24 protein-coding genes are annotated in these 26,976 nt (G+C 45.0%); 5 read left to right on the forward strand and 19 right to left on the reverse strand.

The features are described from left to right. Positions 1 to 79: 79 nt before the first annotated feature. The 18 genes from QE357_RS18670 to QE357_RS18755 all read right to left on the reverse strand — a co-directional run bounded on the left by QE357_RS18670 (position 80) and on the right by QE357_RS18755 (position 20,045). Positions 80 to 706 (reverse strand): RNA polymerase sigma factor, encoded by a 627-nt coding sequence (locus QE357_RS18670; RefSeq protein ID WP_106637190.1) that lies wholly within the window; start codon positions 704 to 706, stop codon positions 80 to 82. A gap of 185 nt (positions 707 to 891) precedes the next feature. Beyond that, a complete protein-coding gene (locus tag QE357_RS18675) occupies positions 892 to 2,031 on the reverse strand; it encodes a 2-isopropylmalate synthase (RefSeq protein WP_106637189.1) in 1,140 nt (379 codons plus the stop codon). A 323-nt stretch (positions 2,032 to 2,354) separates the two neighbouring features. Next, positions 2,355 to 3,428, reverse strand: a complete 1,074-nt coding sequence (gene leuB, locus QE357_RS18680; protein WP_309710623.1) for a 3-isopropylmalate dehydrogenase — start codon at positions 3,426 to 3,428, stop codon at positions 2,355 to 2,357. Between the two features lie 46 nt (positions 3,429 to 3,474). Further along, positions 3,475 to 3,870 (reverse strand): GxxExxY protein, encoded by a 396-nt coding sequence (locus QE357_RS18685; protein WP_309710626.1) that lies wholly within the window; start codon positions 3,868 to 3,870, stop codon positions 3,475 to 3,477. Between the two features lie 40 nt (positions 3,871 to 3,910). Next, positions 3,911 to 4,498: a 3-isopropylmalate dehydratase small subunit gene (gene leuD / locus QE357_RS18690; protein ID WP_309710629.1), complete on the reverse strand. Its 588-nt coding sequence runs from the start codon at positions 4,496 to 4,498 to the stop codon at positions 3,911 to 3,913. A gap of 7 nt (positions 4,499 to 4,505) precedes the next feature. After that, on the reverse strand, positions 4,506 to 4,895 hold the full coding sequence (locus QE357_RS18695; protein ID WP_309710632.1) for a four helix bundle protein: 390 nt from the start codon (positions 4,893 to 4,895) through the stop codon (positions 4,506 to 4,508). An 83-nt stretch (positions 4,896 to 4,978) separates the two neighbouring features. Next, positions 4,979 to 6,385: a 3-isopropylmalate dehydratase large subunit gene (gene leuC / locus QE357_RS18700; protein ID WP_106637184.1), complete on the reverse strand. Its 1,407-nt coding sequence runs from the start codon at positions 6,383 to 6,385 to the stop codon at positions 4,979 to 4,981. A gap of 69 nt (positions 6,386 to 6,454) precedes the next feature. Next, entirely contained in the window at positions 6,455 to 7,324 is an 870-nt protein-coding gene (locus QE357_RS18705) for an AraC family transcriptional regulator (RefSeq protein WP_106637183.1), read from the reverse strand. Between the two features lie 110 nt (positions 7,325 to 7,434). Then, positions 7,435 to 7,656 (reverse strand): hypothetical protein, encoded by a 222-nt coding sequence (locus tag QE357_RS18710; protein WP_307141335.1) that lies wholly within the window; start codon positions 7,654 to 7,656, stop codon positions 7,435 to 7,437. 57 nt (positions 7,657 to 7,713) lie between these two features. Next, positions 7,714 to 8,865, reverse strand: a complete 1,152-nt coding sequence (locus tag QE357_RS18715) for a hypothetical protein (protein WP_309710637.1) — start codon at positions 8,863 to 8,865, stop codon at positions 7,714 to 7,716. A gap of 121 nt (positions 8,866 to 8,986) precedes the next feature. Then, the gene (locus QE357_RS18720) at positions 8,987 to 10,108 is read right to left on the reverse strand and encodes a hypothetical protein (RefSeq protein WP_309710643.1); all 1,122 of its coding nucleotides are present in this window, start codon (positions 10,106 to 10,108) and stop codon (positions 8,987 to 8,989) included. 60 nt (positions 10,109 to 10,168) lie between these two features. Beyond that, positions 10,169 to 11,437 carry a threonine ammonia-lyase IlvA gene (gene ilvA / locus QE357_RS18725; RefSeq protein WP_307143531.1) on the reverse strand — a complete coding sequence of 423 codons (1,269 nt, stop codon included), beginning with the start codon at positions 11,435 to 11,437 and terminating at the stop codon, positions 10,169 to 10,171. A gap of 305 nt (positions 11,438 to 11,742) precedes the next feature. Then, positions 11,743 to 12,789, reverse strand: coding sequence for a ketol-acid reductoisomerase (gene ilvC, locus QE357_RS18730; protein ID WP_106637178.1), 1,047 nt, complete (start codon positions 12,787 to 12,789; stop codon positions 11,743 to 11,745). Positions 12,790 to 12,895: 106 nt separating this feature from the next. After that, positions 12,896 to 13,429 carry an acetolactate synthase small subunit gene (gene ilvN / locus QE357_RS18735; protein ID WP_106637177.1) on the reverse strand — a complete coding sequence of 178 codons (534 nt, stop codon included), beginning with the start codon at positions 13,427 to 13,429 and terminating at the stop codon, positions 12,896 to 12,898. An 83-nt stretch (positions 13,430 to 13,512) separates the two neighbouring features. Next, positions 13,513 to 15,246, reverse strand: a complete 1,734-nt coding sequence (gene ilvB, locus QE357_RS18740) for a biosynthetic-type acetolactate synthase large subunit (protein ID WP_309711418.1) — start codon at positions 15,244 to 15,246, stop codon at positions 13,513 to 13,515. Positions 15,247 to 15,333: 87 nt separating this feature from the next. Beyond that, positions 15,334 to 17,025, reverse strand: a complete 1,692-nt coding sequence (ilvD, locus tag QE357_RS18745) for a dihydroxy-acid dehydratase (protein ID WP_106637175.1) — start codon at positions 17,023 to 17,025, stop codon at positions 15,334 to 15,336. A gap of 899 nt (positions 17,026 to 17,924) precedes the next feature. After that, a complete protein-coding gene (locus QE357_RS18750) occupies positions 17,925 to 18,512 on the reverse strand; it encodes an RNA polymerase sigma factor (RefSeq protein ID WP_307141339.1) in 588 nt (195 codons plus the stop codon). Positions 18,513 to 18,587: 75 nt separating this feature from the next. Then, positions 18,588 to 20,045 carry a mandelate racemase/muconate lactonizing enzyme family protein gene (locus QE357_RS18755; RefSeq protein WP_409050252.1) on the reverse strand — a complete coding sequence of 486 codons (1,458 nt, stop codon included), beginning with the start codon at positions 20,043 to 20,045 and terminating at the stop codon, positions 18,588 to 18,590. A 152-nt stretch (positions 20,046 to 20,197) separates the two neighbouring features. Here QE357_RS18755 and QE357_RS18760 point away from each other — a divergent pair, with 152 nt between their 5' ends. Then, positions 20,198 to 21,496, forward strand: coding sequence for a bile acid:sodium symporter family protein (locus QE357_RS18760; protein ID WP_309710652.1), 1,299 nt, complete (start codon positions 20,198 to 20,200; stop codon positions 21,494 to 21,496). Between the two features lie 42 nt (positions 21,497 to 21,538). Then, complete coding sequence (locus QE357_RS18765; protein ID WP_106637171.1) at positions 21,539 to 22,459, forward strand: RraA family protein; 921 nt, start codon at positions 21,539 to 21,541, stop codon at positions 22,457 to 22,459. Between the two features lie 198 nt (positions 22,460 to 22,657). Here the strand turns inward: QE357_RS18765 and QE357_RS18770 are convergent, their stop codons facing one another. After that, positions 22,658 to 23,080: a hotdog fold thioesterase gene (locus QE357_RS18770; protein ID WP_307143533.1), complete on the reverse strand. Its 423-nt coding sequence runs from the start codon at positions 23,078 to 23,080 to the stop codon at positions 22,658 to 22,660. Between the two features lie 271 nt (positions 23,081 to 23,351). Here QE357_RS18770 and QE357_RS18775 point away from each other — a divergent pair, with 271 nt between their 5' ends. From QE357_RS18775 to QE357_RS18785, 3 genes are all read left to right on the forward strand, one after another. After that, the gene (locus QE357_RS18775; RefSeq protein ID WP_309710658.1) at positions 23,352 to 23,999 is read left to right on the forward strand and encodes a histidine phosphatase family protein; all 648 of its coding nucleotides are present in this window, start codon (positions 23,352 to 23,354) and stop codon (positions 23,997 to 23,999) included. Positions 24,000 to 24,089: 90 nt separating this feature from the next. Beyond that, positions 24,090 to 25,289: an L-2-hydroxyglutarate oxidase gene (lhgO, locus tag QE357_RS18780; RefSeq protein WP_106637170.1), complete on the forward strand. Its 1,200-nt coding sequence runs from the start codon at positions 24,090 to 24,092 to the stop codon at positions 25,287 to 25,289. 474 nt (positions 25,290 to 25,763) lie between these two features. After that, positions 25,764 to 26,855: a FecR domain-containing protein gene (locus QE357_RS18785; RefSeq protein WP_309710661.1), complete on the forward strand. Its 1,092-nt coding sequence runs from the start codon at positions 25,764 to 25,766 to the stop codon at positions 26,853 to 26,855. Positions 26,856 to 26,976 lie beyond the last annotated feature (121 nt).

Below are 26,976 nucleotides of genomic sequence, written 5' to 3' on the forward strand. Positions count from 1 at the left end.
ATGAAACCAGATTCTACTCTTTTCCTGAGAGTAAAGCCCTGTATAGCAGATTAAGTATGAAGGGAACGGAGGTGTAAGACTAAAAATCCGTTAGTAATAGAGGTAAACAGCCAATGATGTTAAAAAACAATTGCTGTTTCTGAACATGGCCTTTTAAGTAATGAATGGCTTTCTGAAGATGATTGGAAACGGATTGCCGGTTAATACCCATGATATCCGAAATCTGCTGAATATCGCAGTCGTGATAATATTTCAGAAATAAGGCTTCCCGTTGGCGGTCAGGCAGTTGGGAGACAATTGAAGCCAAATGGGAATTCAGATGCGTTTCAGTTTCCGTATGGATCCAGCTATCCTGAATGCCCCCTTCTAGAAAATCATCCCGATCCTCATGTTTTTCAGAGAAATCAGTTAATCGCTGATGTTGCTTCAGGTCAAAGATAACCCGGTTGCGAAAGGCCTTAAAGAGGTAGTTTTTAACGGAAGCCGGTGTCTCTGTCAAATCTTCCTTATGCTCCCATAAGTAAATAAAGAGGTCCTGAATTACGTCCTCAACGAAATCCTGATCGCGACAAAATCGCATGCCGTAATTAAGCAATGGCTTGTAATGCGAAAGAATGAGTTCCTGAAAAGCCTGACGATCTCCTCTGATGAATTTTTTCCATAAGAGCGGTTCTTCGCTCACGAGTCGATTAGTAGTCGTTTTCATAGAGTTTAGAAGTAATCAATTCCAAATATATAAATTACAGCAATATTATAATTTATTATATGTATAATCTTATTCGATTTAAATGAATTTTTAACCAATTCGCATAGATTCAGCTTGTTAGAAACGAAAAACGGTCTGTGGGAAAAATCCACAGACCGTTTTGTCATCCTGATTAAGTTATGTGCTTAGCCTACCAGCTCCATCAGATCCTGATCGTGGATCATCTTACGCTCATCGGCCATTAATAAAAATCGTTCGTAAAGACTATCGATATCCAGCTTATCTGATTTAAAGCCTAAAAGTTGTAGACGGTGACGCAAAGCAGCCCGTCCGCTACGAGCCGTCAGAATGATTTCTGAGCTAGGCACTCCTACATCTTCAGGGTTAATGATTTCGTAGTTAGATGAATTTTTCAAGTGCCCATCCTGGTGAATACCCGAAGAGTGAGCAAAAGCATTACGGCCTACGATGGCTTTGTTAGCTTGTACGGGCATCCGCATCATGCCAGATACCAGCTTCGAAAGGGGGTACAGACGTGTAGAATCAATGCCCGTTTCAAATCCCAGATCTTTATGTACTTTCAGAGCCATGGCAATTTCTTCCAACGAAGTATTACCCGCTCTTTCACCAATACCGTTGATGGTTACCTCCACCTGACGAGCTCCAGCCCGAATACCAGCCAGGGTATTCGCCGTTGCCAGACCTAAGTCATTATGGCAGTGCATAGAGATCGTTGCCTGATGAATGTTAGTTACGTTGGCAAACAAATACGAAATACGCTCGTACATCTGCTCGGGAAGTAAATAACCCGTTGTATCAGGAAGGTTTACTACCGTAGCACCTGCTTTAATAACGCCTTCGGTCAGTCGAGCCAAAAATTCGAGATCTGCTCTACCCGAATCCTCGGCAAAGAATTCCACGTCTTCAACGAATTTCTTGGCATACTTCACGGCCTTCACGGCCCGTTCCAGAATTTGGTCACGGGTGGAATTGAACTTATGAAGAATGTGTACGTCTGAGGAACCGATACCCGTATGAATCCGGGGACGTTTGGCATGCTTGAGAGCTTCAGCGGCTACTTCAATATCCTTCTCAACGGCTCGGGTAAGTCCACAAACCGTAGGCTCGGTTACTGCCTTGCAGATTTCTTCCACGGAGCGAAAATCGCCGGGACTTGAAATCGGAAAGCCCGCCTCAATAACATCCACTCCGAGAAGCTCAAGTTCCTTGGCAATTACTACTTTTTCTTCGGTAGTTAATTGACAGCCGGGCACTTGCTCGCCGTCCCGCAGGGTGGTGTCGAAGATTTGAATTCTTTGGCTCATAAGTAAACAATGTGATCGTGAATTAACGCTTGGTTAGGTTAAACCTGATAAACAAGCGGGGATTTCTTTATCAAGTCAAAACAATAAAAACGCCTCATAAAAAAACCCTTTCCCAGAAGTCTGAGAAAGGGCTGAGTATGGCTACAACCAGCTCCCGTTCTCAGACAGTGTGACCGAGAAGAATAAGAGAAAGGTTGAGAGTCTTCGCAAACATAACACAGGCGGTTTCTATTGTGAGGACAAAAATAGCCGGAAATTTGATTCTGACAAATATTTATTGTGTAACAAGAGGACTTTCTTATTACCTTTTTTCGCTTTGAGGATTAAGCAATCCGCTTAAGCAGTTCTGCCCCCATGGCATCCGTTCCCAGGATTTTGGAAGCATCTGTAGTAGCGTCAGCAATATCTCCCGTACGGAACCCATCTTTCAATACGCTATCTACCGCTGCAATGATGGCTTCGCTTTCGGCTTTCATACCAAAAGAAATATCCAACATGAGAGCCGCCGAGAGTACAGAAGCCAGAGGATTGGCCACGCCTTTTCCGGTAATGTCGTGAGCTGAACCGTGAATGGGCTCGTAAAGACCTACCGAATCTCCCACCGAAGCCGAAGCCAGCATACCCATGGAACCCGCAATCTGACTGGCTTCATCCGTCAGGATATCCCCGAATAGATTAGCCGTTAACACCACGTCAAAACGACGGGGATCCTTAATAAGCATCATGGCCGCCGAATCTACAAACTGGTGCTCTACTTCTACGTCAGGATACTGTTTTGCAATTTCCTGCACAACTTCACGCCACAGACGGCTCGTTTCCAAAACGTTGGCTTTATCAACCGAACACAATTTTCCGCGACGGCTCCGAGCAGCTTCGAAGGCTTTGTGAGCAATGCGTTCTACTTCGTATTTACTGTATTTTGCAATATCATACGCGGTAGCTCCTTCGTCCTGGCGTCCTTTCTCACCAAAGTAGATATCGCCGGTTAATTCCCGGAAGAAGAGAATATCCGCTCCGCGAAGGATTTCTGCCTTGATGCTAGACGCTTCCAAAAGCTCATCAAATAGTTTGATGGGACGAAGGTTTGCGTACAGTCCCAGAGCTTTGCGAATGCCTAAAAGCCCCTGCTCAGGACGTACTTTCGCCGAAGGGTCATTATCGTATTTGGGGTGTCCTACGGCACCGAATAAAATGGCATCGGAAGCTTTCGACTTTTCAATGGTTTCTTCAGGGAGCGGCTGACCCGTGGCTTCGATGGCCGCGTGACCAATTAGGGCATAATCAAACGTAAACTCATGACCAAATTTCTGGCCAATGGCTTCTACTACTTGCTTGGAAACGGCTGTCACTTCCTGACCAATCCCATCACCGGGAATTACTAAAATGTGCTTCTGCATTCTTTTTTTGCCACTAAGACTCTAAGACACAAAGGTTCACTAAGTTTTATACTACAATCCTTTTGACGCCTTGTTTTAATAGTGGTACGTTGAAGTTTATAAGATAACCTAAGCGTTTGCCTGTTAATTTCAAGTAACTAATCAGTTGGGCTTCCCAAACTGGATGATATTGTTCAACGGCTTTCGTTTCAATTATAACCAGATCATTGATTAATAAGTCCAGTCTAAACCCTTCCTCGAAAATAATCCCATCATAAATAATAGGTACTCCTTGTTGCCTTCTAACAGAAAATCCATTTTTTGTTAGCTCATGTTCCAGACAAGCTTCATATACTCTTTCCAGCATACCAGGCCCGAGTGACGTATGAATTTTGAAGGCGGCATCTAATATTGCTTTACCAATTCTTTCTGCTTCCCCTGAAATAGGCTGGTAATGGTTCATTCTTTGTGAAACTTAGTGCCGTTGTGCCTTCGTGGCGAGATTAAAGAGCTGCCTGAAACGCTTCGATTTCTGGGCGTAATGAGATCAGATAATCGATATCATCATAGCCATTCATCAGACAGTTTTTCTTGTAGGGATTAATCTCAAAAGAAGTCGCCGTTCCGTCGGGTAGAGTTACCTGCTGATTTTCTAAATCAACAGTAATCTGAGCCTGAGCATCCGCTTCGATGGCGGCGAAAGTCTTGGTCAAGAATTCTTCGGATACCTGAACGGGTAATACAAAGTTATTGAGCGAGTTATTACGGAAAATATCCGCAAAGAAACTAGAAATAACGACACTGAAGCCGTAATCGTGAATCGCCCAGGCTGCGTGTTCACGGCTGGAACCCATACCGAAGTTCTTACCCGCTACCAGAATTCTGGCGGCTTTATAGGTAGGATCATTCAAAACGAAATCCGCCTTCAGCGTATCATCTGAATTATAACGCCAGTCCCGGAATAAGTTATCGCCAAAACCCTCACGAGTAGTTGCCTTTAAAAAACGGGCGGGAATAATCTGATCCGTATCTATATTTTCAATAGGCAGCGGAGCCGCCTGTGAAGTCAATTTGGTTATTGTTTCTTTCATTGTGTTACTAGTTATTCGTTGTCTGTTGTTTGTCTTTCAGTTGCTCAAAGTATTTAATAAATCCGTTAAGCAGTTTTTTACAAGTTGACAATTGAGAAAACAACGTATTTACCTCACTTTCAAGAATATAATTCTGGTCGCTGGCGATGTACATCTGCGTTTCCAATTCATACAGGGATCCTCTGGAAATGAAGAAAAACTGTAAAGAATCTCTAAAATGATTTCGACCACAACCTTCCGCAATATTGGAAGGAATAGACACCGCACAGCGACGCATTTGGCTGGTTAATCCGAAAAGTTCTTCTTTAGGAAACCCTCTAGTAACCCGATACACCTCAGCGGTTAACATTCGGCATTCCTTCCAAACTTTTAGTTCGGCATAAGTAGAGTAAGACATTATTTCGTTAGGTTGAATGTAGTAGAACAACGAAATTCCGTAAATTCTACCAACAACAAACAACCATTAACGAACAACTACTCTTACACCAATTCCCGGATGTCGCCCACTTTCCCCGTAACAGCAGCTACAGCGGCAGTCAGAGGAGAAACCAGCAACGTACGAGCTCCAGGTCCTTGCCGACCTTCGAAGTTTCGGTTAGACGTACTCACGGCATATTTGCCTGCGGGTACCTTGTCTTCGTTCATACCCAGACAAGCCGAACAACCGGGACCGCGTAATTCGAAACCGGCTCCTTCAAAAACTTTATCGAGCCCTTCGGCTTTGGCCTGTTCAGCTACCTGATTAGAGCCGGGTACGATCCACACCTCTACCCCATTAGCCTTTTGCTTGCCTTTCACAAACTCAGCTACTTCGCGAAGATCCTCGATGCGGGCGTTCGTGCATGATCCAATGAAAACGTAATCAATAGCTTTTCCCAGCAGACTTTCACCGGGCTGTAAACCCATGTAATTCAATGACTTCTGAAAAGAAGGTTGCTCCGTAGCAGGAATCTCTTCCAGCGTTGGCACGTGATCCGTCACACCGATACCCATACCTGGATTCGTTCCGTAAGTAATCATCGGCTTGATATCGGCAGCATCGAAGGTTAATACCTTATCAAACTGAGCACCTTCGTCAGTTTTCAACTGCTTCCACTCTTCTACTTTGCGGTCAAAGTCTTCGCCTTGAGGTGCAAAGCGGCGACCTCGCATATAATCAAACGTTACTTCGTCGGGGGCAATCATTCCGCCGCGAGCTCCCATTTCAATACTCATGTTACATACCGTCATTCGGCCTTCCATTGTCAGGTTGCGAATGGCTTCACCCGCGTATTCGACGAAATAACCCGTCGCACCTGCCGCTGAGATTTTAGCGATGATGTATAAAATCAAGTCTTTAGCCGTCACGCCTTTTTCCAGCGTTCCGTTGACTTCGATAAGCATTTTCTTAGGCTTCGACTGAATGATACACTGCGTCGTCAAGACCTGCTCTACTTCTGACGTACCGATGCCGAAAGCTACATTACCGAAAGCTCCGTGGGTCGAAGTATGAGAATCGCCGCAGACGATGGTCATCCCCGGTTGCGTAATACCTAACTCGGGTCCGATGACGTGTACGATACCCTGGAAGGGGTGCAACAAGTCGTAAAGTTCAATGCCAAACTCTTTGCAGTTTTCCCGCAGTTTTTCTACCTGATGCCGTGAAAGAGCTTCGCGGATGGGCAGGTGCTGATCCTTGGTAGGAACGTTATGGTCAGCCGTAGCCGTCGTACGGTTAATGTTAAAAACTTTGGCTCCGCGTTTACGCAGCCCATCAAATGCTTGAGGGCTGGTTACTTCGTGAATGAAGTGACGGTCGATAAATACCACATCGGGGTATCCTTCCTGGCGTTTCACGACGTGACTGTCCCAGATTTTATCGAATAATGTTTGAGGGGTATTGCTCATTGTGATCAGGAAATCAATATTGATTACAAAAGTGGGGGATCAATCTAAATTCATGCTATCGTCAAACGTTCAAACGATAGCGTTTTTAGTCCTATTATATAAAGTGGGCGTTGAGCCGTATTGTTCCTTAAAGGCTTTAATAAAATGGGAAACGCTTTCATACCCTATTTCCAAACTGATTTCGGAGACGTTTTTTCCAGAGTTTTCCAATAAAAAAACAGCGTGTTCCAGTCGCTTTTTTCGAATCCACGCGGCGGGACTACTGGCAAACTGTTTTTCAAAATCCCGTTTAAAAGCCGAAAGACTCCGCCCCGACAGTCGAGCTAACTCATTTAAGGACAACGGTTTGAGGTAATAACTTTTCAGCAACCATTCCAGATCAAGTTTTTCTCCCTGATACAAGCTATGAAGGAAAGCCTTTAACTGACCCGTTTCGTCATTTTCCATCAAAAGCAATAATAACTCGTGGGATTTCAGTCGTAGAAATTGATTTAAAAACGGTGTAGGACGCTGAAAATAAGGAAAAATCGAATCGGCAAATGCACTTAGGCTTTCATTACCAGCAAACACCAGTAATGGGTTTTCAATTTCCCGTTTCTGCAGTGGACCGGAGATTAATTCAATATTTTGCTCAACGAAGGATTTCAATAGCTTTTCATGAAAGAAAAAAACCAGACTTCGATACGCCCGGTCTAAGGCTTCCTGCATAAAGTAATAACCTCTTCGAATAAATACGACGTCTCCTTTTTTTACCCGGGTTTCGCCTTCGGGAGCCAGAAAACGCTTTTCTCCTTCCAGCACGAAAATAACGGCGTGTTCTTCAAAAAATACTTCGTTACGTAGCGGAGGGTCCTGATTTCGATAGGCCACAAAGGTCATGTCCTGAATCTTGAGGGATTCAAATTCATGGGCATGCATGAAGGCAGGGACACGGAGCACAGCAAACGGGGGTTAAAAGAAGCAGGTTTGACCGTTTGAACCCGTTTGAAAGTAAATAATCTCTCAAACTTCAAACACCGTCAAACCTGCTCAAACTAAAATTCTAAAAACTAAGCAGCGTTTTTACTTTCTGCACTAGCAATGGGTTTTGCTACAATCTTATGGTCTTTTTCCTGAAAAGCTTCCCATTCCAGAAGCTGGCGGGTTTGATGTTCGGGAGAAAGATTGGAAAATGCGGCTAATTGCCGATGTAAAAACTCTAGTTTCTCTTCTTCGGTTGGGAAAGCCGCTAAATTGGCAGCCAGCTCCCGTAGTTCGGATACTGTATTCATGATATGTACTTCTATTGAATTGTACTTTATAACATAAAAGAGGGTCAATATAGTTTATTATTTGATTTTTATATAATAATTTAAAGAAATTCTTGGCTGAACGAAAAAGGTAGCGTCTGCTCTGCTCTTGAAAAAGAGGCTAGTAAAATGAGATACTTCCAGCTCTAAACGCTTCTTGTAACTGATGCCTGCACTCGGCTGTAAAATCGTGTAATTATAGGTAGGGTACAGAATTCTTTTACTCGAAGGTGGAGATATCCAGTAATGTCCAAAACCAACGCTAATAAATGGCTGAACCTTGGCTAAACCAATATAGGTTCCTACTGACACTTCAGCTGCACTTCCCCATTGAGGCTGACCTTGCTCCGTGTATATATTATAGTAATACATACTAGGAGTCATAAAATAACTGGCTTTTAGATAAGACCGCTGATGATTACGTGGGAAGTGCACCCTTACCGCAAGTCCTGCAGTGAAATCGTTATCACGTCGATTTAGATCATAACTATTTAATCGTTCAATCCCGGCTCCTAATCCTACGAAGATTGCCATTTTTCGCTCCGTTGATTGCTTAACCTGTTTATGACCCGTTAATTTTTCATTATATGCATTGAGATACTTAATAATTTGACTAGAAAAATACGTAGGTGCTGAAGCAGAAAAACCCGATGTTCCGGCCGTTAATTGAGCAAGCTGATCCTTATATTCATCAATGGTAACACTGTATTGTTGACCATCTTTAATTTTATTGTATTTGAAATTAACCAATTCGTAAAAACGGTTGGACTGACTAATGAAGAAACGTTCTCGCTCATCGCGTGGGCTCTTTCCACGATACAGGTTAATAGCCCCGTTAGTCCAGATTCGTTCAATAAATTCCTTTTGCTCTACGTAGGTATTAGGTATAGAAGCATAGAGATCACTAGTAACAATTAAAAGCTTTAATTGACGGGATTCAAAAATCGACTGATCCGTTTCAATATAAAAAGCAGAAATCTGCTCAACCGTAAAAATTTGTTCTTTCTGGGAAAGATCTTTTTTGAAAGCGATCTGAGTAGGGCTGATATCCCAGTCTTTATTATTGATGTAACCCCTCAACGTATCGGATGGATTGACTACAATATAGCCGGATTGAAATTGGGTTTGGGCTAACGTTGTAATAAATGAAATAAAAACAAATGGTAAGATTAATAGAGATCGGGAAAGCATAGGGTAAATCTTAAAAGTATTACATCTAGATAAAACTTCATTTGTTAAGCCTCTTCTCGCTAAATGCAATGACTAGCTGAGCTATCATTCCAATTCTGAATAGAAGCTATCTAAGTTCTATTTATCTAGCCTTAAAGAAATAGTTGAAAGTAATCCGGGTAGGAATTAAAGAAGGAGTTTCATCCTGAATCTGAAAAAACAGAGGTGAAAAATGAGCTATTTCTAGTTCCATCTGTTTTTTATAAGCGATTCCTATGGTCGGCGTTATAAACCCAAAAGACTTGACGGGGGTTTCAAAATACGTCATTCCAAGTGAGTAGAAGGGCTGAATTTTGCCGCTACCAATGTATTGACCAGCTACTAATTCCAGGTTATTTACTCGACCAGCACCCTGTTTTTGATTTAGTTCGTCAAAAATCATCATTTTGGGTGTGACATAGAAGGCGGTTTTAATAAAGGTATTCTGATGATTCCTAGGGAAATTAATTCGCAGAGCCAGCCCCAGACTTAGATTATTTTCCTTCTGCCGGATGTTGGTAATGTTTAACCGCTCTGACCCTGCACTCAAACCTACATAAAAGGAAGAACGCTCATCTTCCTTTCTAAACTTTACCGACTGCCCTCCGGTGCGTTTTTCATGATAGGCCTGCAAATATTTGATAAGATATCGCTCAGCATAAGATGGTGTAGGCATTGAAAAACCTACCGCATCGCTTGTAAGCTGGCTGAGCTGTTTTTTGTATTCTTCAATCTTAACCAGATAGTTCTGACCGTTGACTTCTTTATAGTAGCTGTAGTTAAGTAACTCGTAGAAGGAAGTAGAATCTTTAATAAAAAAACGGGGTTTACCGTCTTTTTCACTCTGTCCGTAATACAGACTAATGGTTGTATTACTCCAAAGTTTTTCAAGAAATAACGTTTGCTGAAAATAGTGATCCGGGCGACTTTCGTATACCTCAATGCCTACGTATAAAAGATTAAGCAAATGAGATTCATAGTGTTCATTTTTACCTTCGATGTAAAAACCCTTACTACTTAAAGCCGCTAGACGTTCTTCTTTTTGGGTAAGATCTCTTTTAAAGTAGACTTCAGATGGGCTATCGGACCAATCCTGGTAGTCAATATAACAGAATAAAGTATCCCCTTCTGTTTTTACAATATATCCTTTTTGGAAATTGCTTTGAGTAAATCCACACTCTGCCCAAAATAGCAAAAGTGCACTTATTAAAAAATAGCGGAACATTAGATTAGGTAGATAAAATGGGAAAACAATATTAATGATTTTCCCATTTTATCTGTATCCTTATACTAATATCCCAAATAAATCCGGCTTGTCATTCAAATATTCATACGTGATTTTTGCTTCATTCATGCGGTGAATTAAAGACGAAAAGTCACTCTTGGATTTCAATTCAATACCTACAATAGCGGGCCCCTGCTCGCGGTTGGTTTTCTTTACATATTCAAAGCGAGTAATGTCATCATTAGGCCCTAATACGTTTAAAAATTCCCGGAATGCACCTGCCCGCTGAGGAAACCGGATGATGAAATAATGCTTCAAGCCTTCGTACAAAAGCGAACGCTCTTTAATTTCTTCCATCCGGGTAATGTCATTATTACCCCCACTTACCAGGCACACTACGTTTTTTCCCTTGATTTCATCTTTCAGAAAATCAAGAGCAGCAATACTCAGAGCCCCGGCGGGTTCAGCTACAATGGCTTCTTCGTTGTATAACTGCATAATCGTTGTACAAACTTTACCTTCCGGCACTACTATTACGTCGTCAAGTAATTCTTTACAGATTTCATAAGTCATGTCTCCCACCCGCTTCACGGCTGCTCCATCGACAAATTTGTCAATATCGTCAAGCGTTACAATTTTGCCATGATTAATGGATTCACGCATGGAAGCAGCTCCGGCTGGCTCAATGCCGATGAGCTTGGTATGCGGAGACAGATGCTTGAATACCGTAGCGACGCCCGAAGCCAACCCACCCCCACCGATGGCGAAGAGCACGTAATCAATTTTAAAATCGGCATCCTTGAAAATTTCAAGGCCTACCGTTCCCTGCCCTTCCATTACGCCCAGATCATCAAAGGGGTGTACGAACGTAGCTCCCTGTTCGCGTTCGAAGGTACGGGCAGCCACGTAAGCATCGTCAAAAGTATCGCCCGTGAGTACTACTTCTACTTCTTCCTTACCGAATAATTTTACCTGCTTTACTTTCTGGTTGGGCGTGGTGCTGGGCATGAAAATCGTCCCTTTTACTCCCATTTTATGGCAGGCATAGGCCACGCCCTGAGCGTGGTTACCCGCACTGGCACAGGCTACTCCGTTAGCCAGAGCTTCGGGGGGTAACTTGGCCATGCAATTGTAAGCTCCTCTTAATTTATAGGAACGAACAATCTGCTGATCCTCGCGTTTGAGGTATACATTGGCTCCAAACTTAGCTGATAAGTTCAGATTTTGGGAAAGGGGGGTGTGCGTAACCACTTTACGCAAGCGTTCGGCGGCAAGGAATATGTCGTCAAGCTGGGGGAATAGCGTCGGGGAATCAACGGTTTCTTTCATCTTCTCTTCAATGCGACGAGCTAACGTCTGTGCCGGGGTAGTCACTATAGATATCTTTTAACGCTGGGCTGGAGTAGTTTACAGTTTTGAGCGGCCGCCGCTGCGGTTTCCTGTTTCCAGTTTCTCTTCCCTGTTCACTTGACTGTACGCTGTTATTCTTCACTCTTTACTAATAAGGGTGAATGAACGAATGGATTCACATTCACTCATTCACCCCAATTGAGTTTGGGGTTTTGAGTTTAACGTTGTGAGTTATTTTTTTAACTCTAAACCCTAAACTCCAAACCCTAAACATATAAACGCTACTAGCTACGCTCGGGACGCAGGCTACGTACGGTAGCACCGGCTTTCCACATTTCAGATTCACGCAGTTCAGCTAATTCTACTTCCAGTTTCTCACGGTAATCTGACTGTGAGTTACGAGTGATGGAAATCTGAGCTTGCTCGCCTGATTTAACCGAGTTGTATAATTTTTCGAACACAGGCTTCGTAGCTTCTTTGAAAGGCTTCCACCAATCCAGAGCACCACGCTGAGCTGTAGTAGAACAGTTGGCATACATCCAGTCCATTCCGTTTTCAGCTACTAAAGGCATCAGAGACTGAGTCAGCTCTTCTACCGTTTCGTTGAATGCTTCAGAAGGAGAGTGACCGTTCTCGCGAAGAACTTCGTACTGAGCCGCGAAAATCCCCTGAATAGCACCCATCAGCGTACCACGCTCGCCCGTTAAATCAGAAGTTACTTCTTTGTAGAAATCCGTTTCGAAGAGGTAACCTGAACCTACGCCGATACCCATAGCGATACATTTTTCACGAGCTTTACCCGTAGCATCCTGGTATACAGCGAAGCTTGAGTTCAAACCTTTACCTTCAACGAACAGACGACGCAGTGAAGTTCCTGAACCTTTAGGAGCTACTAAGAATACGTCAACATCCGCAGGAGGAACGATACCCGTCTGATCTTTGTAAGTTACGCCAAAACCGTGTGAGAAGTACAGAGACTTACCAGGTTTCAGAGCAGCCTTTACGGTTGGCCATACTGCGATCTGAGCAGCGTCAGAAAGCAGGTAGCAAATGATGGTACCTTTTTCCAGGGCTTCTTCGATTTCGAAAAGCGTTTCGCCAGGAACCCAGCCATCTGCAACGGCTTTATCCCAGGTCTTAGAATCTTTACGCTGTCCAACGATTACATTGAAGCCATTATCTTTCATGTTCAGACCCTGACCAGGACCTTGAACGCCATATCCGATTACCGCGATAACTTCGTCTTTGAGGACCTCACGAGCTTGCTCAAGGGGAAACTCTTCCCGGGTTACTACTTCTTCTTCGACTCCGCCAAAGTTCAACTTTGCCATTTTGATTAGATTTGATGGTAATAAAATTGTAAAAGCTCTTTCTAGTTTGGAGTTTGGGGTTTAGAGTTAAAACAACTCACAACTTTAAACTCAAAACCCCAGACTCTTATGCTATTTCCCAAACGCCTTCGGAAGGCAGGTACTCTACGAGTCCTTTTTCTTCTTTTGATACACTGATACGGCCTGAACGAACGAATTCCAGAATACCGTGGGGCTTGATGTAATGGTAAAATTCCATAATTTCCGCTTCGGTTCCCGATTTTTCGATCACGACCGAATCCGTTCCCCAATGCACAACCCAGGCGTTGAAATCCTTGTTTACACGCTCAATGTCCAGTGCAAGACCTCCCAGCGGCGTTGAGATTTTAAACAGGGCTGTCTCATTAAAGACAATATCTTCATCCAGATACCCGTATACAGCCAGCACATCGACCAGTTTACGAATCTGGCGAACCAGTTTCTCGACCGATTCCCGGCTTTCGGACTTGAGTACAATGGTAAAGCGGGATACGCCTTTACGCTCGGTTTCGCAAACCGTCAGCGACTCGATATTCAAGCGGCGACGCGTAAAGACAATCGTAATACGATTCAGTAAACCAACCGTATTCGTGGTAAATATGGAAATGGTGTAATTAGTCATCGTAGTGTTTGGTTGATGGTTATTGGTTAATCTTGTTTGTTTTTACTGTCAACGAGCAATGATCAACCAACAACAACTAAGTCCTACTCTAATCTGATTTTATCAACCGCCTGCCCCGCTGGAACCATGGGGAATACGTTTTCTTCTTTCTCGCAAATGACTTCGAGTAAGTAAGGTCCGTCATGATTCAGCATGGTATCGAGGGAGTCACTTAAAGCCGCCCGATCCCGGCAGGTATGTCCTTCAATGTGGAATCCTTTGGCAATCGTTACGAAATCCGGGTTCTTAATGTCCACAAAGCTGTAGCGATTGTCAAAGAACAATTGCTGCCACTGCCGCACCATACCCAGGAAGTTATTATTGAGGATAACGATCTTGATATTCAGGTTTTCCTGCCAGATGGTAGCCAATTCCTGGAGCGTCATCTGGAAGCCGCCGTCACCAATGAAGGTAATTACTTCGCGATCCATCGCTCCTCTTTTGGCACCAATGGCTGCGGGTAAGGCAAAACCCATCGTTCCCGCCCCGCCAGAGGTTACTACGGAATTGTGCTTTTTAAAACGGTAATACCGATTGGCAAGCATCTGATGTTGTCCAACGTCCGTTACGACTACCGCTTCACCTTTGGTTTTTTCCGAAATCAAATGGACTACTTCACCCATTTTAATTTGATCGCCTTCGTGGAAGAGCGTCGCCCGGGTGATTTTTTCGTCTTCAATCGCATCGTACGCCCGGAATTCATTCCGCCATTCTTCGTGTGAACGTTCTTCCACCAGCGGTAATAAGGCTTTCAAAGCTTCTTTGGCATCCCCAACAACGGGGGCCGTTGCTTTGACATTTTTATCTACTTCGGCGGGATCGATTTCGATGTGAACGACTTTAGCCTGAGTAGCGTATTTGCTTAAATCGCCGGTTACCCGGTCATCAAAACGCATCCCGATGGCGATTAATAAATCGCACTGGTTCGTTAATACGTTTGTACCGTAGTTACCGTGCATGCCCAGCCAGCCTACGAAATTAGGGTGGTCTTCGTCAATGGCTGACATCCCTAAAAGCGTAACCGCCACCGGAATACCCGTCTTTTCGGTAAATGCCTTGAGTTCTTCTTCGGCCTTCGCTAAGGTAATACCATGACCAGCTAGAATATAAGGTTTCTTAGCCCGGTTAATCAGTTCGGCTGCCGCCTTCAGTTGATCTTCTTTAGGCACCATCCGGGGCTTGTAACTCACCATTGTTTCGCACTTTTTATACGAAAATGGCTTCGTCATCAGCTCCATCTGGGCCGTCCGTGTAAAGTCCAACACCACTGGACCGGGACGACCGGTTTGAGCAATATAAAAGGCTTTGGCCAGTACTTCAGGTACTTCATCCGCATTGGTAATCTGATAGTTCCATTTGGTAATGGGCATCGTCATACCGATTACATCCGCTTCCTGAAAAGCATCCGTTCCGAGAAGTTTATTATATACCTGACCGACGATGCATACCAGGGGGGTCGAATCCAGCAGAGCCTCATCGCAGATGGGCGTCATCAGGTTAGTAGCTCCGGGACCGGAGGTTACCATACAAACACCCGCCCGATTTTGCATGCGGGCATACCCCTGAGCGGCATGACCCGCTCCCTGCTCGTGACGAACCAGAATATGATGAAGGACCTCCCGGTAATCGAAAAGAGCGTCATAAGTAGGCATGATTGCTCCGCCGGGGTATCCAAAAATGGTATCTACTCCTTCAGCCAGTAACCCCAGCATCAGGGCATGAGAGCCCGTTACTGTACGTTGGGAGGCTTCTTCCAAAACCTCGGCAGCGGTTTGCATCTGGTGTGCCATAGGATTCTTCCTTTCTGTTAACGATGAGTCGTTAAGCGTTTATTTTTAAGTAGTTACTCTATTGACAATCAAATCTTATAAATCCGTCACGCAACCCAGACTAGCCGAGGAAACGTTTTTGATATACTTACGAAGAATACCACGCTGGAAGGGGTTCTCTGGAGCTACCCAGGCAGCCTTCCGGGCGGCCATTTCTTCATCAGAAATATGCACCTGAAGGACATTGCTTACGGCATCAATCGTAATCAGATCGCCATCTTCAATAAGAGCAATGGGGCCGCCGTCGTAAGCTTCGGGCGTTACGTGACCCACGACAAACCCGTGCGTACCACCCGAGAAACGTCCATCCGTAATCATGGCAATCGAGTTACCCAGACCTGCTCCGATAATAGCCGAAGTAGGCTTTAACATCTCGGGCATTCCGGGACCGCCTTTGGGCCCTTCGTAACGAATTACTACCACCATTCCGGGTTTAATGTCACCGTTGGCCAGAGCTGCCATGAGCGTTTCTTCTTTGTCACAAACTTTGGCAACACCTTCAAAACGCTCCCCTTCTTTACCCGTAATTTTAGCTACTGCACCCGTAGGAGCCAGGTTACCATACAGAATCTGTAAATGCCCCGTAGCTTTGATCGGCGTTTCAATCGGGAAAATGATTTTCTGAGTTTCAAAATCCAGATCAGGTTCTTCAGCCAGATTTTCAGCGATGGTTTTACCTGTGATCGTCATACAATCGCCGTGTAATAAGCCTACTTTGAGCAGGTATTTCATGACCGCCGGAACGCCCCCAATGGCAAGCATATCTTCCATGAAATACTTACCAGAAGGCTTCAAATCAGCAATAAGTGGAGTACGGTCACTAATGTCCTGAATATCTTTCAGGGTAAATTCAATTTCAGCGGCGTGAGCAATCGCCAGATAATGCAGAACGGCATTGGTCGAACCACCCATCGCCATTACCAAAGTCAAGGCATTTTCCAGTGACTTACGGGTAATGATATCGCGGGGTTTCAAATCCAGTTCGAGCAATTTCTTCATGGCTGCCCCAATGGCCAGACATTCTGCTTGTTTGCCTTCGTGCGTAGCAGGGTAAGAGCTGGAATTAGGTAAGCTTAAACCTAATGCTTCGATACTGGAAGCCATGGTATTAGCCGTATACATCCCGCCGCAGGCTCCAGCTCCGGGAATGGCATTCTGGATTACTCCTTTATAATCTTCATCGGCAATGGTTCCGGCAAATTTCTTACCCAAGGCTTCAAAGGCAGATACGATGTCGAGCTTCTGACCTTTCCAGCTACCCGTGCGGATCGTCCCTCCGTACACCATAATGCCGGGACGGTTCAGACGAGCCATAGCCATAATGGCTCCGGGCATATTTTTATCACAACCCACCACCGTAATGACGCCATCGTACCACTGTCCTGCCACTACATCTTCAATGGAATCAGCAATAATATCGCGGCTGGGAAGAGAGTAGCTCATGCCATCATTCCCATTGGTCATCCCATCCGAAACACCAATGGTATTAAAGATGAGTCCAACCATTCCATTACCCTGAATTCCTTTTTTTACATGAACGGCAAGACCATTCAGGTGCATGTTGCAGGTGTTCCCTTCATAGCCCGTGCTGGCAATGCCAATTTGGGCTTTACTCATATCCTCTTCTGTCAAACCTACGCCATACAGCATGGCCTGAGCAGCGGGATTGGTTACTTCCTGGGTAAGCGTACGCGAGTACTTATTCAATGGGGTACTTTCCGTTACCATATCAACTCGTTGTTAAGCGAAATCAGCAAAAGAGCCAAGCATGCAATCAGAGCTAAACTCCTCTGTAGTCATCCGTTGATGGGATATATAAATCGACCAAAAATTGTACTAATCAAACAAATCTTGCCTTATTCTAAGACGGGGATGACCAGATAACAAAAAGACCTTTCTCGGGATGTGAGAAAGGTCTTTCAAGGTGAATATCAACCTGTCTCACACGGATTGTCGGATGAGTACGAGAATAATAATCACGAGAATATTTGAAACAAATCGGATCATCAGGAATTGAATTTTGCCACTTTTTGGGTTGGCATATCGCAAAGGTAAAGGCTTCTATTTTTCAAATCCAAAAAAAAAAGAAACAAAATTTTGCCTTTATTTATGCTTACCACATTCTATTGTCATTTTATTAAAAACGGCTTCACAATTTTATAAAATTCGCATTACACTAGGATAATACTAAGTATTAGTTTTGCATCAGCATTGAGAAGGGCGTCGCTACCTTTTTAGTAGTCTCACTAAACTTCTGAGTTTGATGTAAAACCGGGTCTAAGGTCAAACTGGAAGTTTCCGCCAGTCCGTTTATCACCTCTAAAGAAGTAAGAAAATGGATTGCCTTTCTGCTCATAGCCCCTGAGGAAAGATGTAATTTTTTAAGATTCAGAAAAACCATCCTTCCTGGATTTACCGTACATGTAGAAGGTTTACCCCAGAAGGATTAACAAAATTTACAGGCGTGCGTAATTCCGTCAGTCTTTTTATTCTTAAGTAGAAACCTGAAATATGCCGTTTATCACGATTTAACAAATTTCTGTTTTTCCTTTCTTTTTTTTGCAACAGCCTTTCCAAAGGCTCATCATTCTACCTTCAATCATAGGCCCCCTCTTTTGGGGGCTTTTTTAGTAACTCGCCAACAATACGGCCAGAATACCACTTACCACTACATCTTTGAGAAAATGGAGAGCCCGACTGATATGATTGGTTACGGACTGCACATGGATACCCATGATGTGGCCGATTTCCTCGTTGGAAAGGTTATCAAAAAAAGCCAGCATTAACGCTTCGCGTTGTCGTTCGGGAAGCTTACTGAGCCCCTGCCGAAGCCGGTTGAGTTGTTGTTGGCGATCTTCCTCTTCGGTAATGGTGTATTCTACGGAAGGAAGCCAGGTTTCCGGCGACCAGAGAGCTCCCCATTCCAGCGGCTCTTCATCCATTAAATGCTTCCGATTTCTGGAAAGAGCATTTCTCAGGACTCGAAATAAGTAAAACTTGATGGTTTGTAAATCGGTAAGGGTTTCTCTTCGCTGCCAGATTTCTACGAATACGTCCTGAATCACATCCCTGACCAGATCGTAATCCGAAGTAAGGCGTTTACCGTAGGAAAAAAGAGCTGGAGCGTAGCGGCGATAGATGGCTTCATACGCCTGGAGATCTCCCCGGCGAAAGGCATTCCAAAGCTCCAGGTCAGACTGAGTAGAAACGGTCATACATATTGAGTTGGATAGATTTCGTGGTCAACTTTAAAGAAAAGATGACCACGAAATGTTGATTAAATCATCGCATTAACTCCAGTCCCGATCCCAGGAGTCCGGAGTATTCCAGGCCTCCGTTGGGGCAAACCACTGCTCGCCTTTTTTGAGAAACTTCTTGGCAAAGTCCTCGTTAAATTCCACCCCCAATCCGGGTTTGTCAGGAACTTTTACGAAACCATTGGTAAAGGGTTTATCAATACCCGTCACCAGATCCTCCCAGCCCACTACATCTACGCCGTGGTGCTCCAGAGCAATAAAATTCTGCGTAGCTGCCGCACAATGCACATTAGCCATCATACAAATGGGTGTTCCGGCAAAGTGCATGGCCATAGGAATGCCGCGTTCTTCAGCATAATCCCCAATTTTCTTGGTTTCCAGAATGCCGCCTGACGACGCCAGATCCGGGTGAATGATATCCACGGCTTTGGCATCAATGAGCTTGATGAATTCTTCTTTACCGAAAATATCCTCGCCCGTGAGCGTCGGCGTTTCGATGGCTTCGGTAATCTGCCGCCACTGGTCGTGATAAAACCAGGGAACTAGATCTTCCAGCCAGGCCAGTTGATATTTTTCCACTGCTTTTCCAATGCGAATGGCTGTATTTACATCAAAATGACCGAAGTGATCGGCTGAGATAGGAATATCATAACCTACTACACTACGCACCTTTTCCACGTAATCAGCAATGTACTGAATGCCTTTTTCTGTCACCTGCACCCGGGTAAAGGGATGTTTGGTTAGTCCATAACTACCTACCCGACCTATTTTACTGTTTCCGTACTGATTCTTAATATCCCACAGACCCGCTCCAATCAGCATTTCGGGTTTATCGGCCAGCAGTCCAATGCCGAAGTCCATCTTTAGCCAGGTATAACCCCGATCCAGCCGAGTTTCCTTGAGTTTTTTGCCAAAAGCTTTTGGATCATCCACTTCGGGGGTATCCGCATAAAGCCGGATTTCATCGCGATACTTTCCACCCAGCATTTGATAGACAGGTACGTTATAAGCCTTGCCTGCCAAATCCCAAAGGGCCATTTCTACTCCGCAAACTCCGCCCGCCGCCCGTCCATGATTGCCAAAGGGCCGAATCATCTTGAACAGTTGCTCGACGTTACAGGGGTTTTTACCCAGCAGACGGCTTTTTAGCATTAAAGCGTATTTGGGGCTACCGCCGTCGCGAACTTCTCCCCATCCTACTAATCCCTGATTGGTTTCGATACGAATGACAGGGCTACTGAAAGGCACCCCCTGCAAATGAGCAATGCGTAAATCGGTAATCTTTAGCTCCGAAGGTTTAGAAGCCCGCTTGACTTTCTGGGTGATGTACTCCATCTCCTCTTCAATGTGATTGTCGAAACGTAAGCCTAGAGCTAATCCTCCGAGAGCTGCTTTTTTCATAAATCCCCGACGGTCGGCTCCTGGTAACGTTTCAGGCGGGGAAACAGCCGACCGGGCCGGCTGCTTGAAGCGGTCGAAAATGTTTTTCATAGTACTTTATAAAGTTTAGAGGTAATTTTTCGACGAAAAGTTACACACAATACATCTTATCCAAGAAAAAATTGTCTTTTTTTTGCAGTAATTCCTGTGTAATCTTAATTCTTACTAAGCTCAGGGAAGATTTTTACCTCTAAACATTATCTATGAAAAAGTTATTCACTTTCGCTCTGATCCTGAGCGGAATAAGCCTATTGCTTGCTTTGGGCTTATTTCTGACGGGATCGGGCCAGTTGACGGCCCTGCCCGTAGTTGGGGGACTGCTGCTGCTAGCGTTGGGGGTTAAACGATCCCCCGCTACCTCAAGTCTTAGTTACACCGTTCTGATTCTATCAGCCGTTTCCGTAGCCATGTATCAGCCGCAATGGTTTTTGAAATGGGGTGATTTTGAATTAAAACGACTCATCATTCCCCTGCTTCAAATCATTATGTTCGGCATGGGGTCACAGTCAAGTCTGGAGGATTTTGCGGGTATTGCCAAGAACCCTAAAGGCGTATTGGTGGGTATTGCCAGTCATTACCTGATTATGCCCAGCATAGGCTTTTTGCTGGCTATTTCCTTTCCATTACCCCCCGAAATTGCAACGGGTATTATCCTGGTAGGCTGCTCGCCCAGTGGACTGGCTTCCAACGTCATGGCTTATATTGCCCGAGCCAATGTTCCTCTATCGGTTACGGTAACGGCTTTCTCTACGCTGCTTTCTCCGGTATTAACGCCTGCTTTATTACAAGTGCTGGCGGGAGCTTTCTTACCCGTTGATTTCTGGAAAATGGTAATGGAGATTTTTAATATTACCATTCTCCCCATCGTAGCGGGTCTTTTGTTTAATGCCCTGGCCTATCCCGGCCAAAGCCAGCGGAGTATTATAATTCAGACTGCAGTTTATCTGGGAATTATTCTGCTGAAAAACACCATCGCCCTTCAGGAAGGAGCTACCAATTTCGCCGAAACCGTAGGCTGGAATTGCTTCTGGTTCATTGGAATGCCCCTATTGGGCGGCTGGCTTTTTCAGCGATTGGCGGGTGGAAAACGGGAAATCATGGATCGGGTTCTTTCTTCACTTTCCATGGCGGGTATTACCACTATTATTGTGGTGATTACCGCCGCTGGTCAGCAAAGTCTTTTGCAGGTAGGGCTGATTCTGGTACTGGCCTGTTTTCTGCATAATACCCTGGGTTATTTTCTGGGTTACTGGAGCTGCCGACTCGTGGGACTTAGCGAGCAATCCAGCCGTTCGGTGGCTTTTGAAGTTGGCATGCAAAACGCAGGGATGGCCTCGGGTTTGGCCCTTCAGATGGGCCAACTGGCAACTACGGGACTGGCTCCCGCCGTGTTTGGTCCGTTAATGAACACTACGGGATCCATGCTGGCGAACTGGTGGCGAACCAAGCCGCCCCGGGAAGAAGAACCCGTAGAATCCCAGCCTTCGCCTATTGCTTCTTAATGCCTGATTACCTTTTACATACCTCTAAATTCTATCGTACTTATGATTCGTGTCAGCTTTCTGGTAACCGCCTTCTGGGCCGTTACCCTGGCGGTTTCCGCCCAGCAGATTAATGCTCCCAAAGAGCTTATTCAAACCTATACCTCTCAGTACAAAGGCGAACGCTTTCCCGATGGCAGGCCCAGAGTCTCCGATGATCTGGTGAAACGACTCAAAACCATTTCTCTGGAAGAAGCCTGGGGTGTACTTCGCAGTGAAGGCTATACCAACCAATTCGAAGCGGGCTGGATGCGGATTAATGCTGGTCAGGTATTAGCCGGACGGGTATTAACGGCTCAATACATGCCCGCCCGCCCCGATATGGAAAACCCTATCAAGGAAAAAGGTAAAGCCGAAAACCGGAAAGGGGCTCCTAACTCCTGGCCCATCGACCAGCTTAATGAGAATGATGTATACGTAGCAGATGGGTATGGAAAACTAGTGGACGGAACCCTCATTGGTGATAATTTGGGTAACTCCATTTATGCTAAATCGAAAACGGGCGTCGTATTCGACGGCAGCGTTCGGGACCTGGAAGGACTGGAGGCCATTCAGGGTTTTACTGGCTTTGTTCGCGGGTTTGATCCTTCGTTCATTAAGGATATGCTCATGACGGGCATCAATTATCCCATCCGCATTGGCCGGGCCACCGTATTACCAGGCGATTTGATCTTAGGAAAAACCGAAGGGGTAATATTCATTCCCGCTCACCTGGCCGAGAAGGTCATTACTTCCTCGGAGTGGATTGCCCTTCAGGATGATTTTGGCCATCAGATGCTACGGGAAGGTAAATACACGCCCGGAGAAATCGATATGAAGTGGTCGGCTGCCATTATCCAAACCTTCCGCGATTGGCTTAAAAAACATCCCGATAAAGTAAAAATGACGCCCGATCAACTGGAGGAACGGATTAAGAAGCTTTAGGTTAGGGAGTTATTGTTGTTAGTGGCTGCGGTTGTTAGTTGTTAGTTGTTAGTTGTTAGTTGTTTATCAAACTTTCCGAAGGTTTAAAACTTTCGGAAAGTTTAGTTCGCTGTTTCATGCATAACCCCATTGGGGTTAAATTATGAATAGTCCCGTATGCAATGCGGAGTTAAAATAGGTCATAAAGCAAACGTTTTCTTAGCCCTTTTGATCTAAAATCGCCATTGTAATCCGGCTAATACAAATGAGCTGCTCTTTTTCGTTAGTAATACGAATCTCCCAGACGTGTGTGGTTTGTCCCACGTGAATGGGTTGGGCTTTCGCATACACAAAGCCCTCTTTCACTGCTCGCAGGTGATTGGCATTGATGTCCAACCCTACGGCTATTTTTCCTTCTCCTATACTAGCATAGGCCGCTACGCTTCCCAGCGTCTCGGCTAGTAATACCGAGGCTCCTCCGTGCAGTACGCCGAAGGGTTGCCGGGTACGATGATCCACCGGCATTCGAGCCATCAGGTAATCAGGGCCGACCTCCGTAAACTCAATCCCCAGGTGACCGGCAGCCGAGCTGGCATTGAGGCGATTAAGGGCTTCAGGTGTTAATTGTTTTTGAAATAACATCATAGACAAACGCTTATGAAAAGCTTAGACTCCTACCAGAGTTCACTTTTCCAGGATAAGGATGATCCGTTTTTCGTGAAAAATACATCCGTTCACTGAAAATACTAGCATTTTATACAAGCCCATAGGTAGACACTCGCTTGATAATCCGTACTTTTGCGGAAATTTTGCTCAAAGCAGATGGTTCTCATCTCAAGAGTGTTAGCAATTGGGCAAGTGATTTCCACGTTACTTTAAACTAGGGCTCAGGCCTTACACCCCCTTGACAGCTTTGAAAATAATTTATCTGGTACGGCACGGAGAAACGGAATATAACCGATTAGGAATTGTTCAGGGCTCAGGCGTTGACTCTGATTTGAACGACCGCGGTCGGGCTCAGGCTCATGCTTTTTATGAAGCTTACCAGCAAGTACCTTTCCAACGCATCTATACTTCGGCTCTTAAACGTACGGTTCAGTCGGTTCAGGACTTTATTGACGCAGGCATTCCCTACGAACAACATGCGGGTTTGAATGAGTTTGGCTGGGGAGATATGGAAGGCAAAACGCCCCATTACACTGAAGACGACTATTACCGTAGCATGATCTACAACTGGCGGATTGGCAACGTCGATGTCCCCGCCATTGGGGGCGACAGTCCGCTGAGCGTTCTCAATCGTCAGATTCCCGTCATTGAACACATCATCAGTCGTCCTGAAGAGGAGCAGGTGTTGGTTTGTATGCACGGTCGGGCTATTCGGATTTTGTTAACGCATTTATTCAAGGAACCTTTATCGGAGATGGATCATTGGGAACACTCTAATCTGTGTCTGTATAAAATCCGGTACGATTACAATACGGGTAATTTCACCCTCGAACTCGGTAACGACACCCGTCACCTGGCCGGAATCGAAAAGGAACCTGAAGTAAGCAACTCTTAATAGTTTACTGTTGTCAGTCTACCGTTTTCAGTTATTACTGACGAACAAAACGGACAACTGTAAACCGTAAACTGACAACTCATTTCTCCCATGGTTTACGACATAACCTTGATTGGTGGAGGGATTGTGGGGCTGGCGACGGCTTTGCAACTCAAACGCCAACGCTACGATCTGAATATTCTTCTCCTAGAGAAAGAAAATCACGTTGCCGCCCATCAGACTGGCCACAATTCGGGCGTGATTCACTCGGGATTGTATTATAAACCCGGTAGTTTGAAAGCTACCAATTGTATCCGGGGGTATGATATGCTGCTGGATTTTGTCCGCAAAGAAGGCATCCCCTTTGATCTCTGCGGAAAGATCGTTGTGGCGACTAAAAATGAGCAAATCCCTTTGCTTAACAACCTTTATGATCGCGGGCAACAGAACGGTCTCACCAAGATTCGCAAGATCAGTCTGGGTGAAATGAAGGAAATTGAGCCTTACGTTTCCGGCGTAGCAGCCATGGAAGTTCCTTACACGGGAATTATTGATTATAAAACAGTTACTGAAAAATACGCCGAAAAATTTCAGGCCTTAGGCGGGCAAATTCACCTCAGTGAAAAAGTAATTGGTATCACCAAGGGCTCAACCATTAGTATCGTCAAGACCGAAAAAGCTTCTTACGAGACCAAACTCGTCATTAACTGTGCAGGTTTGTATTCCGATAAAGTCGCTCAGTTTAGTCAGGATCAGCCCGTTAACGTTCGCATTACCCCCTTTCGTGGTGAGTATTACCAGTTAAAACCCGAACGCGAGCATTTGGTGCGTAATTTGATTTACCCCGTTCCTGATCCGAATTTCCCCTTCCTCGGCGTTCACTTTACCCGCATGATTGGCGGTGGTGTGGAAGCAGGGCCTAATGCCGTGCTGGCTTTCCGCCGCGAAGGGTATAAAAAGTTAGATATTGATTTTAAGGAACTCTACGAAACCTTTTCCTGGCCGGGCTTTCAGAAAGTAGCCGCTAAATACTGGCAAACGGGCCTGGGAGAAATGTATCGAAGCTTCTCGAAAGCGGCTTTCACGAAAGCGTTACAGGAGTTGATCCCCGATATTCAGGAAAACGATCTCATTCCCGGTGGTGCGGGCGTGCGAGCTCAGGCTTGTGACCGAACGGGTGGTCTGCTCGATGATTTCTCAATTCTGGAAGACGCTAAGGTGATTAATGTACTCAATGCCCCTTCCCCGGCGGCCACTTCCTCCTTATCCATTGGGTTGACCGTATCTGAAATGGCACTTAAACGTTTTTGATAAATTAGGATTATCCTTGTTTATTGCCCCAGGCCGCTCAATTGAGCGGCCTTTTTCTTGATTACAAGTTCCCGAATTTCATCCGGGAACACTGTTATTAATAGCAAACTTCCTCCCTGCCGTCGCTCGGCTCTAGCTGAGTGACTACCTAGCTCTAGGCCTCTGGCCGGTAGACTGCGAACCCATAACTAGTTACAAAACAACTTTCCCCAACCCAAACAGACCTGCTAACATCGGCCAGAGCCAAGGGAGGAAACCTAATTGGTCAAAATTGAAAGAGGCCCGATTCGTATTAAGTTCTTTAATTATAAATTTTAGACAGCTTTTAATTCAAAATAGCACTTTTATTAAATCATTGTAAATCAGTATTTTAAATTCACAAAAAGCCTAATAAGTAAATTTTTTATATTTTTTTTCCTATTTACTGAGTTAAAACCCACCCTTGCTGCCTCTTGATGTCAAATTGCTCAACAGATGAACTATCAGAACTTTAGTCGGGAGGATTTTGTGAAAGACTCGTACTTCCGCAAATGGGTTCAAAAACCCGACGAACTGACTCGCCAGTTCTGGTACGATTACCTGACGAAATACCCCGAGCAGACTGAAACTATTCGTCAGGCGGCAGAGATGATTCTGCAACTAGCAACAGTGGTCAGGGAGCAAAATCCGGTAACTCCCTCCGAAGAAATCGAACATAGCTGGCAGGAAATCAATCATCGAATCACTCATCCGGTAACTGGCGTAAAACCTTTCTATCGTCAGCGTTGGGTATGGGCATCGGCTGCCTGCCTCGCTTTTTTGATTAGTTGGGCCGGGTATTGGTATGCCCGTCAGGATCAGAGCTATCAGCACAACGTAGCCCATGCAGATCAGGCTTTAAAGGAATGGGTAAATATTACGGATCACGTCCAAACTATTGCCCTCCAGGATGGCAGCTCTGTGCTTTTACATCCGGGCAGTCGGCTGAGTTACCCTCAGCAATTCAAGTCTTCCAAACGGGAAGTCTTTTTGTCCGGCGAAGCTTTTTTCGAAGTAGCTAAAAATCCTAAACAGCCCTTTTTTGTCTATGCTAATGAAATCGTCACCAAGGTATTAGGTACCAGTTTTAAAGTCAGTGCTTTTCCTAAAGATCAGAAAGTTACCGTAATGGTACAGACCGGAAGGGTTTCTGTTTACGCTCAGTCAGATCAGCAGGCCAAAGAGAAAGCCGAATCTACCGAGTTGGAAGGGCTGGTCTTAACGCCTAATCAACAGATTGTTTACTCTCGCGAGCAGGTTCGCATGGTTAAATCACTAGTTACTCAGCCCTCCGTTTTGGCGAAATCCGCTAGTTCCGCTTTCGTTTTTCGAAATGCCAGTGTGAAAGACGTGTTCTCGGCCATCGAAAAAGCGTACGGTGTACACATTATCTATGATGAAGATACCTTCCGCCATTGCCAGTTGAATGCCGACTTAAGTGATGAACCTTTGTACCAGAAAATGGAGATTATTACCAAAAGCATTGAAGCCCGCTATCAGGTCGTAGACGCTCAGTTTGTCATCTCCGGCGAAGGTTGTTCCCTCTAACTAAAGCCTTATTATTCAATACCAGTACAGTAGCTTAACCTCTAAACCGCTTACTCCGTAAGCACCTATGAACAGTCCTAACCCCTTTCCCTCGTGGAAAGGGGGTTTAGGTTTCTTCTCC

The sequence above is a fragment of the Siphonobacter sp. SORGH_AS_0500 genome (genome assembly GCF_031453245.1).
GTDB lineage: Bacteria > Bacteroidota > Bacteroidia > Cytophagales > Spirosomataceae > Siphonobacter.

Coding starts and splice junctions, on each gene's coding strand:
- QE357_RS18670 (WP_106637190.1), bottom strand. CDS start 706: ATGAAAACGACTACTAATCGACTCGTGAGCGAAGAACCGCTCTTATGG.
- QE357_RS18675 (WP_106637189.1), bottom strand. CDS start 2,031: ATGAGCCAAAGAATTCAAATCTTCGACACCACCCTGCGGGACGGCGAG.
- leuB (WP_309710623.1), bottom strand. CDS start 3,428: ATGCAGAAGCACATTTTAGTAATTCCCGGTGATGGGATTGGTCAGGAA.
- QE357_RS18685 (WP_309710626.1), bottom strand. CDS start 3,870: ATGAACCATTACCAGCCTATTTCAGGGGAAGCAGAAAGAATTGGTAAA.
- leuD (WP_309710629.1), bottom strand. CDS start 4,498: ATGAAAGAAACAATAACCAAATTGACTTCACAGGCGGCTCCGCTGCCT.
- QE357_RS18695 (WP_309710632.1), bottom strand. CDS start 4,895: ATGTCTTACTCTACTTATGCCGAACTAAAAGTTTGGAAGGAATGCCGA.
- leuC (WP_106637184.1), bottom strand. CDS start 6,385: ATGAGCAATACCCCTCAAACATTATTCGATAAAATCTGGGACAGTCAC.
- QE357_RS18710 (WP_307141335.1), bottom strand. CDS start 7,656: ATGAATACAGTATCCGAACTACGGGAGCTGGCTGCCAATTTAGCGGCT.
- QE357_RS18715 (WP_309710637.1), bottom strand. CDS start 8,865: ATGCTTTCCCGATCTCTATTAATCTTACCATTTGTTTTTATTTCATTT.
- QE357_RS18720 (WP_309710643.1), bottom strand. CDS start 10,108: ATGTTCCGCTATTTTTTAATAAGTGCACTTTTGCTATTTTGGGCAGAG.
- ilvA (WP_307143531.1), bottom strand. CDS start 11,437: ATGAAAGAAACCGTTGATTCCCCGACGCTATTCCCCCAGCTTGACGAC.
- ilvC (WP_106637178.1), bottom strand. CDS start 12,789: ATGGCAAAGTTGAACTTTGGCGGAGTCGAAGAAGAAGTAGTAACCCGG.
- ilvN (WP_106637177.1), bottom strand. CDS start 13,429: ATGACTAATTACACCATTTCCATATTTACCACGAATACGGTTGGTTTA.
- ilvB (WP_309711418.1), bottom strand. CDS start 15,246: ATGCAAACCGCTGCCGAGGTTTTGGAAGAAGCCTCCCAACGTACAGTA.
- ilvD (WP_106637175.1), bottom strand. CDS start 17,025: ATGGTAACGGAAAGTACCCCATTGAATAAGTACTCGCGTACGCTTACC.
- QE357_RS18750 (WP_307141339.1), bottom strand. CDS start 18,512: ATGACCGTTTCTACTCAGTCTGACCTGGAGCTTTGGAATGCCTTTCGC.
- QE357_RS18755 (WP_409050252.1), bottom strand. CDS start 20,045: ATGAAAAACATTTTCGACCGCTTCAAGCAGCCGGCCCGGTCGGCTGTT.
- QE357_RS18760 (WP_309710652.1), top strand. CDS start 20,198: ATGAAAAAGTTATTCACTTTCGCTCTGATCCTGAGCGGAATAAGCCTA.
- QE357_RS18765 (WP_106637171.1), top strand. CDS start 21,539: ATGATTCGTGTCAGCTTTCTGGTAACCGCCTTCTGGGCCGTTACCCTG.
- QE357_RS18770 (WP_307143533.1), bottom strand. CDS start 23,080: ATGTTATTTCAAAAACAATTAACACCTGAAGCCCTTAATCGCCTCAAT.
- lhgO (WP_106637170.1), top strand. CDS start 24,090: ATGGTTTACGACATAACCTTGATTGGTGGAGGGATTGTGGGGCTGGCG.
- QE357_RS18785 (WP_309710661.1), top strand. CDS start 25,764: ATGAACTATCAGAACTTTAGTCGGGAGGATTTTGTGAAAGACTCGTAC.